This window comes from Saccharopolyspora sp. NPDC000359 (assembly GCF_040300525.1).
Classification (GTDB): domain Bacteria; phylum Actinomycetota; class Actinomycetes; order Mycobacteriales; family Pseudonocardiaceae; genus Saccharopolyspora.
Genome location: NZ_JBEPDU010000004.1, coordinates 113,579 through 130,808 on the forward strand (window position 1 = coordinate 113,579; position 17,230 = coordinate 130,808).

Annotated in this window: 11 protein-coding genes and 1 tRNA gene; 3 read left to right on the forward strand and 9 right to left on the reverse strand. The window is 71.2% G+C overall.

Annotated features, from left to right (window positions below):
- Nucleotides 1-3: 3 nt before the first annotated feature.
- Nucleotides 4-2,046 (forward strand): ABC transporter permease, encoded by a 2,043-nt coding sequence (locus ABT324_RS04640; RefSeq protein WP_351171589.1) that lies wholly within the window; start codon nucleotides 4-6, stop codon nucleotides 2,044-2,046.
- 19 nt (nucleotides 2,047-2,065) lie between these two features.
- On the opposite strand, the gene ABT324_RS04645 is transcribed toward ABT324_RS04640, so the two are convergent.
- The 4 genes from ABT324_RS04645 to ABT324_RS04660 form a co-directional block, all read right to left on the reverse strand.
- A complete protein-coding gene (locus tag ABT324_RS04645; RefSeq protein WP_351171592.1) occupies nucleotides 2,066-4,174 on the reverse strand; it encodes a putative bifunctional diguanylate cyclase/phosphodiesterase in 2,109 nt (702 codons plus the stop codon).
- Between the two features lie 278 nt (nucleotides 4,175-4,452).
- Nucleotides 4,453-5,679 carry an SWIM zinc finger family protein gene (locus ABT324_RS04650; protein ID WP_351171595.1) on the reverse strand — a complete coding sequence of 409 codons (1,227 nt, stop codon included), beginning with the start codon at nucleotides 5,677-5,679 and terminating at the stop codon, nucleotides 4,453-4,455.
- A 1-nt stretch (nucleotide 5,680) separates the two neighbouring features.
- Nucleotides 5,681-8,383 carry an SCO1167/SCO6262 family helicase gene (locus tag ABT324_RS04655; RefSeq protein WP_502949695.1) on the reverse strand — a complete coding sequence of 901 codons (2,703 nt, stop codon included), beginning with the start codon at nucleotides 8,381-8,383 and terminating at the stop codon, nucleotides 5,681-5,683.
- A gap of 141 nt (nucleotides 8,384-8,524) precedes the next feature.
- Nucleotides 8,525-9,019 carry a carboxymuconolactone decarboxylase family protein gene (locus tag ABT324_RS04660; protein WP_351171601.1) on the reverse strand — a complete coding sequence of 165 codons (495 nt, stop codon included), beginning with the start codon at nucleotides 9,017-9,019 and terminating at the stop codon, nucleotides 8,525-8,527.
- Between the two features lie 142 nt (nucleotides 9,020-9,161).
- On the opposite strand from ABT324_RS04660, the gene sigJ reads away from it, so the two are divergent.
- A complete protein-coding gene (gene sigJ / locus ABT324_RS04665) occupies nucleotides 9,162-10,055 on the forward strand; it encodes an RNA polymerase sigma factor SigJ (protein WP_351171604.1) in 894 nt (297 codons plus the stop codon).
- Nucleotides 10,056-10,432: 377 nt separating this feature from the next.
- On the opposite strand, the gene ABT324_RS04670 is transcribed toward sigJ, so the two are convergent.
- Nucleotides 10,433-11,488, reverse strand: a complete 1,056-nt coding sequence (locus ABT324_RS04670; RefSeq protein WP_351171607.1) for a zinc-binding dehydrogenase — start codon at nucleotides 11,486-11,488, stop codon at nucleotides 10,433-10,435.
- 367 nt (nucleotides 11,489-11,855) lie between these two features.
- Nucleotides 11,856-13,211, reverse strand: a complete 1,356-nt coding sequence (locus tag ABT324_RS04675; RefSeq protein WP_351171610.1) for an MFS transporter — start codon at nucleotides 13,209-13,211, stop codon at nucleotides 11,856-11,858.
- A 28-nt stretch (nucleotides 13,212-13,239) separates the two neighbouring features.
- On the opposite strand from ABT324_RS04675, the gene ABT324_RS04680 reads away from it, so the two are divergent.
- Nucleotides 13,240-13,596 carry an ArsR/SmtB family transcription factor gene (locus ABT324_RS04680; protein ID WP_351171613.1) on the forward strand — a complete coding sequence of 119 codons (357 nt, stop codon included), beginning with the start codon at nucleotides 13,240-13,242 and terminating at the stop codon, nucleotides 13,594-13,596.
- Nucleotides 13,597-14,157: 561 nt separating this feature from the next.
- Here ABT324_RS04680 and ABT324_RS04685 read toward each other — a convergent pair.
- From ABT324_RS04685 to ABT324_RS04695, 3 genes are all read right to left on the reverse strand, one after another.
- Nucleotides 14,158-14,231: transfer RNA gene (locus tag ABT324_RS04685), tRNA-Leu, on the reverse strand.
- A gap of 91 nt (nucleotides 14,232-14,322) precedes the next feature.
- Nucleotides 14,323-15,450, reverse strand: a complete 1,128-nt coding sequence (locus ABT324_RS04690) for an ATP-grasp domain-containing protein (protein WP_351171616.1) — start codon at nucleotides 15,448-15,450, stop codon at nucleotides 14,323-14,325.
- 313 nt (nucleotides 15,451-15,763) lie between these two features.
- Nucleotides 15,764-17,086 carry an NAD(P)/FAD-dependent oxidoreductase gene (locus ABT324_RS04695; RefSeq protein ID WP_351171619.1) on the reverse strand — a complete coding sequence of 441 codons (1,323 nt, stop codon included), beginning with the start codon at nucleotides 17,084-17,086 and terminating at the stop codon, nucleotides 15,764-15,766.
- Between the last annotated feature and the right edge of the window lie 144 nt (nucleotides 17,087-17,230).

Below are 17,230 nucleotides of genomic sequence, written 5' to 3' on the forward strand. Positions count from 1 at the left end.
ACGATGAGGAACCCGTTCACGCAGGCCACCCGGCGTTCCGGGGGCTCGGTCGGACGCTTCACCTGGATCGGGCTGGCCCTTGTCCCGGTGCTCGTCGTCGGCGTGCTGGCCTGGGCCTTCTGGGCTCCGATGACCCAGCACGGCGCGGCGAAGGTCGCGGTGGTCAACGCCGACGAGCCGGCCACCATCAACGGGCAGCTGGCACCGCTCGGCCGCGAGATGGCGGCGAAGCTGGTCAACAGCACCGACTCCGGCTACGTCTGGCAGATCACCGCGGCCGAGGACGCCGAGGAGGGCTTGGCGGACGGCCGCTACGCGGCGGCGGTGACCATCCCCGAGGCGTTCTCCCGCAACACCGCGTCGGTGCTGACCGGCGAGCCGCTGGACGCCACGCACGCTGGGATCACCGTGGAGACCTCCCCGGTGGCGGCCCCGGCCGACGCGACGGCGGTGGAAGCCGCGGCGCGGCAGAGCGTTTCGGTGTTCAACCAGCAGATCCTGGAGATGCTGCTGGACGGCTTCTACGGCGGTTTCTCGGAGATGCACGGCCAGCTGGGCACCGCCGCTGACGGCGCGCGGCAGCTGGCCGACGGCAGCGGGCAGCTCGCCGACGGCACCAGGCAGCTGGCCGACGGCGTGGGTCAGCTCTCCGGTGGGGTCGGTGAACTCGCGGGCGGCGTGCCGCAGTTGGCTGACGGCGGCGCGCAACTCGCCGACGGCGCGAAGCAGCTCTCCGGCGGCTTGGACCAGCTGCACCAGCAGGTGTCGCAGATGCCGGAGCAGACCCGGCAGCTCGCCGACGGGGCGGAGCAGGTCGCGGCGGGCAACCGCGCGATGGCCGACCAGTTCGTCCCGCTCGCCGACCAGATCCTGGCCGCCACCGACCAGATCCCCGACTCCCCCGACCTCAGCGGCCTCGCCAAGATCGCCGAGCAGTGCCCGACCGACGGCCTGACCTCGGACTTCTGCACCCGGCTTCGCGAGCAGGTCGACCAGATCACCGAGCGGGAAGGCCTGCTGGACGGCCTCAAGTCCAAGATCCAGCAGCCGGTGCAGCAGGCCCGTGACGGGTTCGAGGGCCTGGCGTTCGGCTCCGAGCAGGTCGCCATGGGCACCCGGATGCTCGCCGACTCCTCCGGTCAACTGGTCGGCGGGATCGGCCAGCTGGCCGACGGTGGTGCGCAGCTCAGCGACGGCGCGCAGCAGCTCTCCGGCGGCTTGAACGAGCTCAACGGCGGTGTCCAGGCGCTCGACGGGGGCGTGCAAGAACTCGACGGCGGGGTGGGCCAGCTGGTCTCCGGCGCCGAGCAGGTCGCCGACGGCAACCGGCAGTTCGCCGACCAGATCGCCCCGGCCGTCGACCAGCTGCCGAACTACACCGACGAGGAGCGCGAGCACCTCAAGGCGGTCGCGGCCAGCCCGGCCGCGCTGCAGTCCGACCTGCCGGGCTTCGGCAAGTCGCTGATCGCGCTGCTGATCGCGATCGCGTTCTGGACCGCGGCGCTGGGCACCTACGCGGTGACCAGGGCGGTCCCGGAGGGCGCGGCGAGCTCGCGCCGCTCCACCTGGCGCCTGGTCCTCGGCTCGCTGCTGCCGGGGGCGCTGGTCGCGACGACCGGTGCGGTCGTGGTCAGCGCGGCGCTGGCCCCGTTCCTGGGCCTGTCGTTCGGCTCCTGGGCGGCCTTCGCCGGGGTGACCCTGCTGGCGGCCCTGGCGTTCGTGGCGCTCAACCAGGCGCTGGTCGCCCTGCTCGGCAACACCGGGCGCATCATCGGCATCGCGGTCCTGGTGCTGGCGGCGGCCACCGGGGTGGTCTCCACGATCCCCGGCTCCCTGCAGGGCGCGAGCGCTTTCCTGCCGACCCACGGGGTGGTCCAGGCCCTGTCCGCGATCGTCACCGGTGCGGGCGGCGCGTCCAGCGGTGTCCTCCAGCTGGTGGCCTGGCTGGTCGCCGGGATCCTGGTCAGCGTGGTCGCGGTCGACCGGGCCCGCGTCGTCCCGGCCAGGCAGCTCCGCCGCCGCACCACGAGCCGCCCGGCCTGGTGACCCCGGGCGGGTGGGGAGGTCAGCGGCCGGTCCAGCTCAGCGGGGTGGTGGTGAGGAAGGTGTCGAAGTCCGCCGGGGGCAGCGGGGCCGAGAACAGGTAGCCCTGGTAGGCGTCGATGCCGATGGACCGCAGCAGGTGGTACTGGGTGAAGGTCTCGACGCCCTCGGCGACGCAGAGCCGGTTCATCGTGCGGGCCAGTTCGGCCACCGCGCGGGTGATGCCCAGGTCGCTGTTGTCGATGCAGACGTTGCCGACGAACTCGCGGTCCAGCTTGAGGACCTGCGCGGGCAGGTTGCGCAGCCGGGCCAGCGAGGAGTAGCCGGTGCCGAAGTCGTCGATGGCGAAGCGGACCCCGGTGTCGACGAGGTCGCTCATCGCCTTGCGGGACTCCGGTGAGAGCTCGGCGATGACGGTCTCGACCATCTCGATGACGAGGTGGCCGGGGTCGGCGTCGGCGGCGCGCAGGGCGTCCCGCACGTCGGAGGCGAACGTCGGCTGGTCGGGGTGCAGCCCGGCCACGTTGACCGTGACGGCGATCGGGTGGCCGTCCGGTGCCTGCCAGTGGGCTGATTCACGCAGGGCCCGGTGCATCACGCACCGGTCCAGGTCGGCCAGCAACCCGCCGCGTTCCGCGACGCGCAGCACGACGTCGGGGGTGATGCGCCCGAGGTCGGCGTGGAACCAGCGCAGCAGCGCCTCGGCCATGATCACGTGGCCGGTGCTGTCCACGATGGGTTGGTAGTGCAGCTCCAGGTGGTCCTTGTCGATGGCTTCCCGCAGGTGCTGCTCGAGCTTGATCTGCTCGGCGTCGGTCTGGGCGGGCAGGACCGTGCTGCGCGCGCCGGTCGAGCGCCCTTGCCCGCGGACGCGGTCCTCGATCATCTCCGCCTCCGCGGCTCGGAGGATGTCGGTCAGCGGCAACGTGCTGCGCGAGAGCACCGCTGCCCCGACCGAGGCCGACACGTGGACCCGCCACTCCTGCAGCGGCACGACCATCCGGAAGAGGTCGGTGATCTCCTCGGTGAGGGTGTCCAGCCCCCCGCAGGCCTCCGAGTCGGCGCATGCGATGACGAACTGGTCCGCGTAGAGGCGCGCCGCGGTGCACTTCGCCGGTAGTGCCGCGGTGAGGCGTTCGGCGACCGCCCGGAGCAGCTCGTCCCCGGCTTCGTGGCCCAGCGCGTCGTTGACCCGCTTGAAGTTGTCCAGGTCGCAGAACAGCACGGCCGCCCGCCCACCTTCGTCACCGCCCGCCAGGGTGGTCACGAAGTGCTCGAACCCGCGGCGGTTGAGCAGGCCGGTGGTCTCGTCGTGGGTGGCCTGGTAGCGCAGCACCTCGAGGTGCTCGACCTGCTCGGTGACGTCGTTGAAGAGGGCCAGCCACACCGGTCCGCCCGCCTCGCTCACCGACGGCTTGCTGTGCACCTGGCACAGCACGGGGGTGCCGTCGGAGCGCGCCAGCACCCGGTGCGGGATCGGGTCGCCGACGCCGCTGGGCGAGGTCAGCGGTGAGGTGCTGGGCAGCAGGCCGCCCGCGCCGGGGTCGCTGCCGTGCACCAGGTCGCGGTCGGTCTTCGCGAGCAGCTCGGAGAGGCGGTGGCCGAGCAGGTCGGACAGCGCCTGGTTGGCGTCGAGGAACCGCCCGCTGTTGTCGAACAGCGCAATGCCCGACGAGGCGAACTCGAACAGGTCGCTGAACTGGCGCCGGGTCCGCTGCTGGCGCGCTTGCGCTTCGCTCTCGTCCCGGGTCACCTTGATGAACCCGAGCAGGTCACCGGCCGGTGTGCGCTGGGCGGTCACCACCACGTGCGCCCAGAACTGGCTGCCGTCCTTGCGCACCCGCCAGCCCCGGTCGATGAAGAAGCCGTCCCGGGCCGCCTGCTCCAGCTCCCAGTCCGGGTAGCGCGACTCGACCTGCTCGGGCGGGTAGAAGACGGAGAAGTGCTGGCCGATGATCTCGTCGCTGGTGTAGCCCTTGATGCGCTGGGCACCCGGGTTCCAGCTGACCACGTGGCCTTCGGCGTCCAGCGAGAAGATCGCGTAGTCGCGCATGTCCTCGGCGGCGAGGGCCTTGGCCACGTGGGCGCGCACCGCTTGGTCATCGGGAAGCTCTGGTTTGGTCGAACCCACCGGACCCCCTCCGCGCGAAGTGTCGTCCTGACCTCAGGCTGCCCGGCCTGCGCAGGAAAACCTACCCGGACGGACCTGTTCGTGGTGGATTCCGGCGCAGCGCTCGTGCACTGCCGCCACGCTGGGCCTCGCGAACACCATGCGCACCTCGTCGTCGACAAGGAGCGGACGACGCGTACTCTACCGCCCGGCGGGGCCGCCAGTACCTGCTCGTCGGAGCTGAATTCCCGGCCACGCCCGCAGCTGGCGAACGCGTCTTCGAAATTCGCGACGCCCCGTCAGCCGGCCGGGTTCAGCAGGTCGATCAGTGCCTCGACCGGGTGAGTTGCCGGGGTACCGGTGGGGCACCACCCGCTCCCGTCGGCGCGGAACAGGTACCAGCGCTCATCCTCGCCGAACCTGAGCTGCACCCCGCGGTCGGCCAGCGTCAGCCGGTTGCGCCAGTGCCGCACCTCCAGCGGTTCGAGCCCAGCGTCCGCCCAGGCGTGGGCGATCTCCGCGCGGGCGCGCACCACGACCTCCCGCGGTGGCGACCACGAACCCTCCAGCGCTGACAGCCCCGCCTGCCCGGCGACCTCCCACGCCCGCACCGCTCGGGCGAACTCCGTGGGACGACCGGAAAGCCGCCCAGCCCGCGCGGTCAACTCCTCGCTCCCGGCTCGCGCCGCGAGCCGCACAGCACTCGCCCACCGATCAACCGAGCAGTCCACATCGGACAGCAGATCGCGGGCTCGGTCGGCGGCGTCAGCGGCCAGCGCGGCGAGAGCAGCGGTGTCGACCGGAGCGTCCTCGAGCAGCCGCGCGAGGTCCAAGAGCTCACCCGGCTCCCCAGGCCCGTCCGGCAGCGGTGACACCGGAGCCGCCCACGCCTCGGTGGCCGGGGTGCCCGCCGCCTGCTCCTCGGCCGAAGCGCTCCGCCGCGCGTTCCGCCGGTGCAACTCCTCGGTCAGCTCGTCCTCCCCGCGACCGCGCAACAGCAGCAGGACGAACGGGTCCCGGTCCAGCAACCACGAGACCTGGTAGGCCAGTGCCGCGGCGTGCTTGCACGGGTTGTCCCAGCCGGGGCAGTCGCACTCCGGTTCCAGCTCGCCCCAACCCGGCAGCAGGGGCACACCGGCGTCCTCGGCGGCGCCGACCAGGTCGGGCGGCATGTCCCGGTCGAGCAGCGCGGCGATGTGTCCGGCGCGCCCGGCCACCTGGTCCAGGAACCGCTCCCACGCCGGGTCGCGGAGCGCGGGGAGGTGGACCTCGGTGCGGTAGGGCTGGTCGGGGTCGCCGTCGTGCACCGGCGCGAGCACGCGGCCGGGGCTGACCGTGATCGCCCCGACCTGACCGGCGAAGGCGTGCTTGCGCCCCTTTTTCAGCTGGTCCGGGTCGAGCGCGGCGCTCTCCACGGCCTCGACCCACGCGTTGCCCCACCAGGTGTCGGCGAACTTCCTGCCGTACCGCCTGCCCGGCGGGAAGGCCGGGAAGGTCACCGCGCGCACCGGTTCGTCCCAAGGCATCTCAGGCACCCCTCAGTTCCACCAGGCGGCGCAGTTCGGCGTTGGAGAGCCTGCTCAGCGCGGCTGCACCCCCGCCGATGACCGCTTCGGCCAGTTCCGCCTTGCGCACCAGCAGTTCGGCGATCCGCTCCTCCACGGTGCCCTGCGCGACGAGCCGGTGCACCTGTACCGGTTTGCGCTGGCCAATCCGGTGCGCCCGGTCCGTGGCCTGGTCCTCGACGGCCGGGTTCCACCAGCGGTCGTAGTGCACCACGTGGTCGGCCCGGGTCAGGTTCAGCCCGGTTCCGGCCGCCTTGAGCGACAGCAGGAACACCGGCACCTCCCCCGTCTGGAAGCGGCGCACCATCTCGTCGCGCTTGGCCACCGGGGTTCCGCCGTGCAGCAGCTGCGCGGGCACCCCGCGGTCTGCCAGGTGCTTCGCCAGCAACCGGGCCATCCGCACGTACTGCGTGAAGACGAGGACAGCCCCGTCCTCGGCGAGGATGGTGCTGATCAGCTCGTCGAGGGCCTGCAGCTTCGCCGACCGCTCAGCTTCCGCGACGGGCTCCCCGAGGTAGTGCGCCGGGTGGTTGCACACCTGCTTGAGCCCGACCAGCAACTTCAGCACCAGTCCTCGCCGCACGATTTCCGCGGTGCTGCTGGAGATCTCCGCCATCACGTCCCGGACAACCCGCTGGTACAAGGCGGTCTGCTCCGCAGTGAGCGGCACCAGGTGGTCGGTCTCGGTCTTCGGCGGCAGCTCCGGCGCGACGCCCGGGTCGTTCTTCCGCCGCCGCAGCAGGAATGGCCGCACCAGCCGGGAGAACCGCTGCGCGGTCGCGGTGTCGCGGTCCTCCTCCACCGCCCGCCCCCACTCGGCGCGGAACTCGTGCATCCGGCCGAGCAGCCCCGGGGTCGTCCAGTCCAAAACCGCCCACAGCTCGCCCAGGTTGTTCTCCACCGGTGTCCCGGTCATCGCCACGCGCACGTCCGCCGGGATCGCGCGCAGCGCTTTCGCCGTGTCGCTCAGGCGGTTCTTGACGTGCTGGGCCTCGTCGGCGACGACCATGCCCCAGTGCTGCGCCGCCAACGCTGCCGCGGCACTGCGCATCGTTCCGTAGGTGGTGAGCACGAAACCGCTGTCGGCCAGCGACCGGGCCGCCCCGTGGAAGCGGCGCACCGGGGTGCCGGGGGCGAACTTCGCGATCTCGCGCTCCCAGTTGCTCAGCAGCGAAGTCGGGCAGACCACCAGCGTCGGTCCCGCCGCGCGCCGCAGGTGCAGCGCGATGAGCGTGATCGTCTTGCCCAGACCCATGTCGTCGGCCAGGCACCCGCCGAAGCCGAGCGAGGTCATCCGCTCCAGCCAGCGCAGCCCGCGCCGCTGGTAGTCGCGCAGCGTCGCGGCCAGCTCGACGGGTTGCCCCAGCGGTTCCGGGCCAGCACCGGGATCGGCGATCCGGTCCACCAGGTCACCGAGCCAGCCCTCCCCGACGGCCTCGAAGCGCGCCCCGCCGACGACCGCGCTGCCGACCAGCACCACCCCCAGCGCCGGGTACGCCGGGATCGGCGGCAACGCGCGCTCCCGGGCTTTGCGCGCCAGCTCGGGGTCGACCAGCACCCACCGGTCGCGCAGCCTAACCACCGGGCGGGACCCGGCGACCAGGTCCACCTCGTCGTCGGTGAGCGGCTCCCCGTCCAGGACCAGCTGCCAGGACATCGGGAGCGGCTCGGACTCCCGCAGGAAGGCGGCGACGTCGTCCGGCTGGTCGCCCGGCGCGGACACCGCGACCCGCGCGCTGAGCCCGCGGGAGAGCGGCCACTCGACGTCGACCCCCATCGCCGCCAACCGCTCCTCACCACCGTCGAGCAGGTCGACCACGTCCTCGTCGACCAGCTCCAGCTCGACCGGTTCGGCCTCGGCCAGCAGGCTCTCCAGCGGCGACCAGGCGCGGGCGGCCCGCCGCAGCGCGAGCACGGCCTCGAACGTCGCCCGGTCGCCGAACCCGTGCGCCTCCCCGGCCCACAGGGCTTCGGCGTCGACCACCTGGGTCGGGTCGGCGAGGTTGCGCAGCCGGACCACGGCGGTGAACGGCGTCGACTCGGGGTCGCCACGCAGTTCCAGGCGCAAGCCGACCCGCAGACCTTCGTCCACGCCCGCGGCGACCTGCTGCGCCCACTCGCGGAGCTCGCCGTCAGCGGTGGTGCGCTCCTGGGCCGCGTACCGCGGATCACCGGTCAACCAGACGGCTCCCGGCGTGCGCGGCATCGCGTCGGCGACTCCGTCGAAGAACTCGCGCAGCAGGTCCTCGGCGTCGGGCAGCCGCAGCTGAGCAGCTTCCGCGTCCAGCGGAATCGACCGCGCGCTCGCCGGGGCGGCAGCGGCCAGTGCCCGCAACCGCTCGACGTCGGCCACGTCGAACGGCCCCATCCGCCACGCGTCAACACCGCTCGCGCGGACGCCCGGCAGGATCCGGCCGCGCGCCACCATGTGCAGCGCGAGCCTCGCAGCCGCGCCCCAGAACGCGGCCGAGGGGTGCGCGTGCGGCGAGACCAGCAGCGGCAACGCATCGACCAGCGGAATCCGGCGGCCCAGCACCCGCCGCGCGACGACCTCACCGCCGTCGAGCAGGGTCACCACCGCCGCATCCGTCCCAGCCGGGCCACCGTCCGGATCGTGGCGGAAGAACGTCCCCGCACCCGGCACCTCGCCGGGCTCGAACACCATCGCGCACTGCCCCACCCGCACCTCCCACCTCGTCGACCGTACAGTGTACCGTATTGCGCACTAACCCGGTTCGACCAGAGGTGCAGCAGCCGCGCAGTGCGGCGAGCCACCGCACTGCGCGTCCCCCTTCCCAGCGGTGGCTCACCTGCTGTAGTTCCGCCCCGGCGGCGTGCCGGGGATCGGCTTGGCGACGAGGGCGACCGGGATGAAGAATCCGATCTGCCCGAGCGCCAGGATGAGCGTCCAGAGCGCCTTCTCGTCGTAGTGCCCGGCAACCCGGGCGAACAGCTCGTCGGGCACGCGCTCGGCGAGGTGGCGCGAGGTGAAGACCGCCTCGGTGAGTTCCAACGCGACCCGCTCGGCCGCCGTGAAACAGCCCGCGTCCTGCCAGGAGGCGACGGCGGTGATGCGCTCCTCCGGCTCCCCGGACTCGCGCAGGGCGTCCACGTGCCGGACGGTGTGGTAGGTGCTGCCAACGATCTGCCCGGCACGCAGCTGCACCAGGGAGACCGTGGTCTGCGGGATGGAACCGTTGCGCATCGCCTTGATCATCGCGCCAGCGACCTCGCCCAGTTCGGGGAAGAACTGCAGCGGGTTGGGCAGCCGCGACTCGACGCGCTCGCTCGTCGTGGTCATGTCGTGTCCCTTCTCGTCCTCGGGTGCGTCCGACAAGCCCGACGACGCTGCCCGTCGGAGTGTGAGGTGGGCCGACGGAGTCACAGTTCGACGCGGTGCTTCGTCGAACCCGGTGAGCAGCGGCACGACGAGGGAGCCACACGTGAACACCGATCCGGCATTGCGCGCGATAGTCCGGGAACGCCAGCAGCTGATCAACATCGCCTACCGGCTCCTCGGTTCGCTGAGCGAGGCCGAGGACGTCGTGCAGGAGTCCTGCGCCCGCTGGTATGCCCTGCCCGCGCAGCAGCGGGAGACCATCGAGTCCCCCGCCGCCTGGCTGACGACCGTGACCGGTCGGATCTGCCTGGACCTGCTCGGCTCGGCACGAGCCCGGCGGGAGCGCTACGTGGGCGAGTGGGTCCCCGAGCCGCTGCCGGACCGTTCGGGGCTCGACGACCCGGCCGACCGGATCACCCTCGACGAGTCGGTCAGCATGGCGTTCCTGGTCGTGCTGGAGTCGATGACCCCGGCTGAGCGGGTCGCCTTCGTCCTGCACGACGTGTTCGGCTACCGCTTTCCCGAGGTGGCCGAGATCGTCGGCCGGAGCCCGGCGGCCTGCCGCCAGCTGGCCTCCTCCGCCCGCCGCCGCATCCGCACGTCCCCGGCACCGACGGCGCGGACGGCCCAGCACGCCGACGTCGTCAGCTCCTTCCGACAGGCGTGGCAGACCAAGGACATCAAGGCCCTGATCGGCCTCCTCGACCCGTCCGCCACGGTGGTCGGCGACGGCGGCGGCCTGGTCCCGGCCGCCCCACGCCCGATCGAGGGCAGCGAGCACATCGCGCGCTACCTGGTCGACCTGGCCAGCCGAGCCCCCGACCTGACCCTCCTGGAACGCCCGGTCAACGGCCACCCAGGCCTGGTGACCCAGCACCACGGCACCACCGTGATGGTGGCGGCCTTCCACGTCGAGGACGGCCTGATCAAGCACATCTGGGCAGTCCGCAACCCAGAAAAGCTCCGCCACTGGCAGAAGCAACACGAACGAAGCTGACCTCAACCTGATCGAAGCTCAACCGGAGCAGCTTGATAGGCCGACAGCCGGACGCGGTTGGGGACGGCGCAGCGCGCCCGGCCGCCGGGTGGGCTGGTGCAGTGGTCGGAGAGAAGTCCGCACCAGCCCGGCTCGGGGGATCAAGTCCGCAGGTGGTGGCGTTCCGTCGGCTCGTCATCAGGGTCGTGGTCCGGGAACTGGGGAGGCCGCGGTATCCGGCGCTCTGGCAACTGCTCCCGTTCAGCCTCAACCTGGGCGATGAGGTCCCAGACGTTGCAGGCGCCCTCGCCAGCCCCCACGTTCTGCGCGCTCGAACGCGAAGCTCCGGCTGACCGACGATCAGGCGGAGCTTCGTGTTCCTGCCGGGCAGTCGCGCATCAAAGCTCCACGAGGACCTTCCCGCGCTTGGCCGGGCCACCGGAGAAGACGCTCTGGTAGGCGTTCGGGATCGCGTCGACGCCGTGGTGGATGGTCTGGTCGTAGCGGATCTCACCGCGCCGGACCAGGCCGCCGAGTTCCTCGTGCAGGGCGTTCCAGTTCGGCTCGGTGAACCACTCCAGGACGTAGATGCCGCGGATGGTGGTCTGCGGGTACATGATGTGCTGCAGCAAGCGCGGCCCGACCTCGTCCCCGTGGACCTGGTTGCCCCACTGCCAGCACACCGCGACCTGGCTGTGCAGGTTGAGCCGGGTGAACACGGCGTCCGTGATCGGACCGCCCAGGTTGTCGAAGTACTTGTCGATGCCGTCCGGCACCGCCGCGTCGAGGGCCGCGTGCACCTCCTCCACCGGGTCACCGTGCCGGTATTCGAGCACCGCGTCGAAGCCCAGCTCACGCAGATAGGCCTCCTTGTCCGGTGAGGTGGTCGTGCCGACGACACGGGCCCCGGCGCGCTTGGCGAGCTGCCCGACCACGGGCCCGAGGCTCCCGGAAGCTCCGCTGATCAGCACGGTGTCGCCGGGCTGCACGGTGAAGAACTTCGTCATGGTGCCCCACGCCGTCATGCCGGTGCTGCCCATGACCCCCAGCGCTGTCGACAGCGGCAGCACCTCGTCGTAGTTCCGCGGATCCAGCTCGCGGAAGGGCGGCACGACCAGCGGGAACCGACCTTCCCACAGCCGCCCGCCAGCCCCGCTGCTGACCAGGTGGGTCTGCCAACCGCCCCAGCCCTGCACCAGAGCACCCACCGGGAACCGGGCGTGCGGCCCGGCCTGCACCACCTCCATGATCGAGTCCGCGCCCGCCACCGACCCGACCGGCAGGTTCAGCGTGATCCCGTGCAGGTGGGGTTCGAGGGAGACGTACCGGACCTCGAGCAGCATCTCGTCGTCGGCGAGCTCGACCGCGACGTCCTCCACCACCTTCTCGTAGATCCGCCCCACGTCCGGCACGCCCTCGACGTGCTCCCGGATGACCCACTTCTCAACCTTCACCCCGACTCCTCTCCGAACGCACCGGGAGCCGGTGACCGCCCACTCGCCTGGCGGCACCGAGAACCTCCCGAAGCAAGCCTCGGACGCTAGTGAAGGAGGAACGGCTCAACCACGCCGGAAACTCGACCGGGTCAACGTTGCGCCCAGACGAGTGTCCACAGGGGACCATCACCGCCCGGGACGCGTCAGTTGCCGCTGAGGAGTTCGGCGAGGCGTTCGCCGACGGTGGTGATGCCGGGCGGGTTCCTGCTCGAAGCAGCCCTTCTTGCGGCGGCGGAGCAGGGCTTCCTGCCCTGGCGTGTGCGACCTGCATTCCGTCGTCGCGGCGAGCGTGGTCCCCGCGGTCGACGGTGGGCCGGGAGCGCGGTCAGCGGGGCCAGGTGTGGTGGTTGTCGTCGAGCCGGTAGGGATGCGAATGGCGCCAAGCTCCGGTTGCCGCGACCAGTTGGGCGTCCTGGATGTGGTCGTGATCCGGGGGCAGGTCGTGGTCGTGCTCCCGCGCGGCGAGGTCGCCGGTGGGCCAGAGGCGCGCGGCAACGGTTGTGGCCGCAGCGGCCAAAGCGGCCAACACCGCCGCGGTCCAAACGTTTCCCCACGTGGTCGTCAGCCACCCGGCCAGCGGGTACGTGACCAGCCAGCAGCCGTGGGACAGGGCGTAGTCCGCGGCGAACAAGGCTGAGCGGCGGCTGCCGTCGGCGCTGCGCCGCAGCAGCCGACCAGCAGGGGTGAGTACGAGTGCTCCAGCCGCACCGAGCAGGCCCCAAGCCACCAGGAGCGCGGGCCAGCGCCACGCCCCTTGCCCCGGCAAGGAGGCCGCCACGGCTACGAGGGCACCCACGCCCAGGGCACTTCCGGTCAGCATGAGCGGTCGCTCAGGAGACCGGCGCAGCAACCGGGGCAACGACAGCGCCACCAGCAGGGAACCGGTGCCGTACACGGCGAGCGCAGCGGTGACGTCGGAATTGCTCCCGGCGAGGTCGTCCCGCACGGCGGTGACGGTGTTGACCAGCACCATCGCCCCGGCTGCCGCGACGGAGAAGTGCAGCGCGAGCAGGCCCCGCAAGCGCGGCACCGCGACGTAGCCGCGCACGCCGACGGTGGTGCGGGAGACCAGGCCCCCGGCCTGCCGGGCACCCGCGGGAAGCGCTGCCGAGACGACCAGGAGCGCGGAGGCGGTGAACCCGACGGCGGTGCCCAGAAACAGCTCGTTGACGCTGACCAGGGCCAGTGCGGCGGCGGCCAGTGCGGGGCTGATGAGGCGTTCCGCGTCGTAGGCCAGGCGGGACAGCGCCAGGGCGTTGGTGTAGTCGTCCTCGTCTTCGAGCAGGTCCGGGATGGTGGCTTGGAAGACCGGGGTGAACGCGGCGGAGGCGGCCTGCAGGACGAACACCAGCAGGTACACCTGCCAGATCTGATCCACCCACGGCAACAGCAGAGCGGCGAGTGCCCGGACCGCGTCGAGCGAGGCGAGGACGGTGCGCCGCGCCAGGTGTCCCAGCACCGCGTGGGCCACCGGGGCCACAAGCACGTTCGCGACCATCTTGATCGCCAACGCCGTGCCCAGCACCAGCCCCGCCCGCGATCCGGCGATCTCGTACGCGAGCAGGGCCAGGGCGACGGTGGCGAGGCCGGTGCCGAGTAGCGCGATGATTTGGGCCGCGAACAGGCGGCGGTAGGTCTGGTGGCGCAGCACGCCCAGCATCGGCACCCCTCGCGGCTGCATCGTGGTCGGAGTGCCAACATATGTTCTCGTGTACGCACGCGACAACGATGCAACTGCCCAGCGCTGGCAGCAGCTACCCCCTGGCGAGCAGGTGGCGGCCGCCTCGGACGCCTTCCGGATGCTGGCCGACCCCACCCGGTTGCGGATGCTGTGGCTGCTCTGCGGCGACGAGTACGACGTCACCGCCCTGGCCGCCGCGGTCGGCATCGCCCGCCCCGCGGTGTCCCAGCACCTCGCGAAGCTCCGCCTGGCGGGCCTGGTCACGACCCAGCGAGACGGCCGCCGAGCCCTCTACCGAGCCCGCGGCGGCCACGTCCGACGACTCCTGACCGAAGCCGTCAACGCCGCCGAACACCACGTCACCGGAACCCCAGACCACGACTAACGGCCCCCACCCAAGCCGACCGAGGAGGAAGAACGCCTGATCAGGCAGGGTATGAGGGCCCCGGGCCACAGCGGACGGGCCTCTCACCCGAGCGTCCAGCAAGCTACATCGGGTCGTCACACATCTTGCTGCTCCACACGCCGTCATGGCGCGAGAAGGTCGTTCATTGGGCGAAGCCCACCGACGCTCGACGCCGAACGCGCTGCCGCTGATCACGTGGCATTCAGCCGCACCCCGGTGACGCGGAAGTTGCTCGTCCACGTGCTCACCGGCCCGCGCCGGCTGTGGGAGTTCGGGGGTCGTGAGTGCGAAACCGGGTTGGAACACTGTTACGCACTCACGACCCCTTCGGTGATCGTGGCGCAGATCGGAGGCTTCGCGGGTGGTGACCATGGCTGATCGCAGAGGCACGGGTCCGTTCGCCACCACCCAGCTCACTGCCCGGCGGCATCGACCAAGCCAGCATCACGATCAGGCTCCCCGCCGATGACCCAACCCAGGTCGCCCACGCGGCGGAACAGGTCAACGGGGCTGAAAAAGCCTGATCAGACAGGGTATGAGTGCCCCCGGTCGGGTTCGAACCGACACTTGGACGATTTTAAGTCGTCTGCCTCTGCCAGTTGGGCTACGGGGGCCGGTGGGCGGCACGGGGCCGTCCGCATCACTACGACGCAAGGCGCCTCGGATCGGTTCCCGGTTCCGCTAATTCGCACCTGGTCGGTTGGTTCACCATCCGCCCCACCCGCCAGCGGCCGCCGCCGACAGCTCGTGGAAGCGGGCCCGGACCCACCCGTGCACCGCCGTCGACACCTCGTCGGAGTCCGCGCGGTGCTCGAACCAGCGCCAATCGCAGTTGACGTTGACCTCGAGGAACACCCAGTCGTCGCCGACGCCCAACAGGTCGAAGCCCGCCACGTTCAGGCCCCAGTTCCGGCACAGCTGCAGCAAGCGCTCGGACAGCTGCTCGGGGACCTCGACCGGTTCGACCACCACCGACTCCGGGTCGACCCACAGTTGCGCCGGGTCCAGCTTCTCCACCTGGAAGCCGATCGTGCGCTCGCCGACCACGAACACCCGCAGCTCGCGGTCCGCGTCGAGGTACTGCTGGACCAGCACCGGGGCCGGTTCGCGGATCTCCCCGGAGCGGCGGATGTCCAGCGGCTGCGGGAACAGCCCGCGCAGCGCGCCGGGCTCGGGTTCGAGGAGGTGGTGGCCCGCCGTCTTGACGATGCAGCGCCCGCCACCGGGGCGGCTGCGGCCGGGCATGGTGGTCACCGCGGTGCGGGGCACCCGCAGGCCGACTGCGGCCGCGTCCTGCAGCTGCGTCAGCCGGTCGAGGTGCTCGGCCACGCGCAACGAGTTCACCCGGTCCCAGTCGTCGCGGCAGGACAGCCAGTTGGCCACCGCCCGCCACTGCTCGCGGACGTAGGCGCCGTGCACGGTGGTCGGGTCGGCCGGGACCGCGTCGATGTCGAAGTGCCGCCGCCAGACCAGCACCGGGCGCAGCAGCCAGCGGTGCAACTCGACCAGCGGGGTGTCGGTGTAGATGGTGAGCGGCAGGTCCAGGCAGCGGTCCGCGTCGATGCGCACCATGCGGATGTCGTGCTCGGCCAGCGCCAGGGAGAGCTCGTTCATCTCCATGTCCGCGGCGCGGGCCAGCACCAGCACGCACGGCACCGGGTCCCCCGGCTCGTCAGCCACCAGGTCCGCGCCGAACATCCGCTCCTGGAAGTCCAGCGAGGTGTCGGGGGCGCGGAAGAAGTAGTCCTGCCCCTGCAGCAGCATCGGCGTGGGGCGCAGCGACGGCTCGGAGACATCCCCGGCCTCAGCGGGCTGCCCCTCAGCCGGTGGCATCGTCAGTCGTCCTTCTTCCGGAAGACCTTGGCCGCTTCGCGGTAGTCGACCGCGAACTCGGCGAGCGGACCTTCCTCGACCGCGCCGCTGCGCAGCAGCGCAGCCAGCTCCTTCAGCGTCAAGGAATTCACCCCTTCCCCCGCACGACGCACCCGTTCAGGTGAACACCTCGGCTCAGTCTTCGATTACTCGCTACGGGCTGTCAAGGATAACTGATCGGAAAGTAGCCCGCACGGAGCAGAACTGCGGCGCAAGAAAGCCGCGTGCCGACTGCGACACGCGGCTTCGTCGCTACTGCCCCGACCAGGACCGGTCAGCTCTCCGCAGCGCGCTCGAAGGCGGCGCGCGGGTTCTGGATCTGGCCCATGGACACGACTTCCCGCTTGAACAGGAACGCCAGCGTCCAGTCGATGATGATGCGCAGCTTGCGGTTGAACGTGGGCATCCGGCTCACGTGGTACGAGCGGTGCATGAACCACGCGATGAAGCCCTTGGCCTTGAAGCCGTAGACGTCGGCAACGCCCTTGTACAGGCCCATGCCGGCGACCGAACCGGCGTAGGCGTGCCGGTACTCCTTGGTCTGCTTCCCGCGCAGCGAGGCCAGCACGTTCTTCGCCAGCTGGTTGGCCTGCCGCACCGCGTGCTGAGCCGACGGCGCGCAGGTCGCGCCGGGAGTCTCGTCGGTCTTGGACAGGTCCGGCACCGCGGCGCAGTCACCGGCCGCCCAGACGCCCGGCAGGCCCTCGACCTGCAGGTGCGCGCTGGCCTTGACCCGGCCGCGCTCGTCGAGCGGCAGGTCGCTGTTCTTCAGCACCGGGTTGGCCTTGACGCCCGCGTTCCACACCAGGGTGTCGGTGTCGAACTCGGTGCCGTCGGACAGGACGGCGTGACCGCCCTCGACCGACTTCAGGAAGGTGTTCAGGTACACCTTGATGCCGCGCTCTTCGAGGGCGTTGACGACGTAGACGCCCATCTTCTCGCTGACCTCGGGCATCACCCGGCCAGCGGCCTCGACGAGCACCCAGGACATGTCGTCGGCCTTGAGGTTGTCGTAGTAGCGGGTCGCGAAGCGGGCCATGTCCTCCAGCTCCGCGAGCGCCTCGACACCGGCGAAGCCGCCGCCGACGAAGGTGAAGGTGAGCAGCCGCTTGCGCAGCTCCTCGTCGTCGGTGTTGGCCGCAGCGTCCATCTTGCCCAGCACGTGGTTGCGCAGGTAGGTGGCTTCGCCAACGGTCTTGAGCCCGATGCCCTCCTCGGCGAGGCCGGGGATCGGCAGCAGTCGGGAGACCGAGCCCAGCGCCACGACGAGCACGTCGTAGGCGATCTGCTCGCTGCCGGTCTGCGGGTTGTCGACCGTGACGACCTTCTGGTCGTGATTGATCTCGGTGACGGCGGCGGTGACCACGTGGCACCGCTTCAACACTCGTCGCAGTGGCGCTACCACGTGGCGGGGCTCAACGTTGCCCGCGGCCGCTTCCGGGAGGAAGGGCTGGTAGGTCATGTGCGGCTGAGGGTCGACGACCGTCACGGAGGCCTCCCGGCGCCCCAGCTTCTTCTGCAGCTGAAGTGCCGTGTACATGCCGACGTAACCGCCGCCGAGGATGAGAATCCGCGTGGGATCGGATTTACCAGCCATGCTTACATGCTCGCACCACGTACCGCGTTCGCGCTGCGCCGACCCCCCTTAATGTGACGCCAGTCGCGGGTGGCTTCGATCACGGTCAACGCGCTGTGTGCGGCCAAACGCGCTGTGTACGCACCCAGGAGGGGTGGTGTGCGG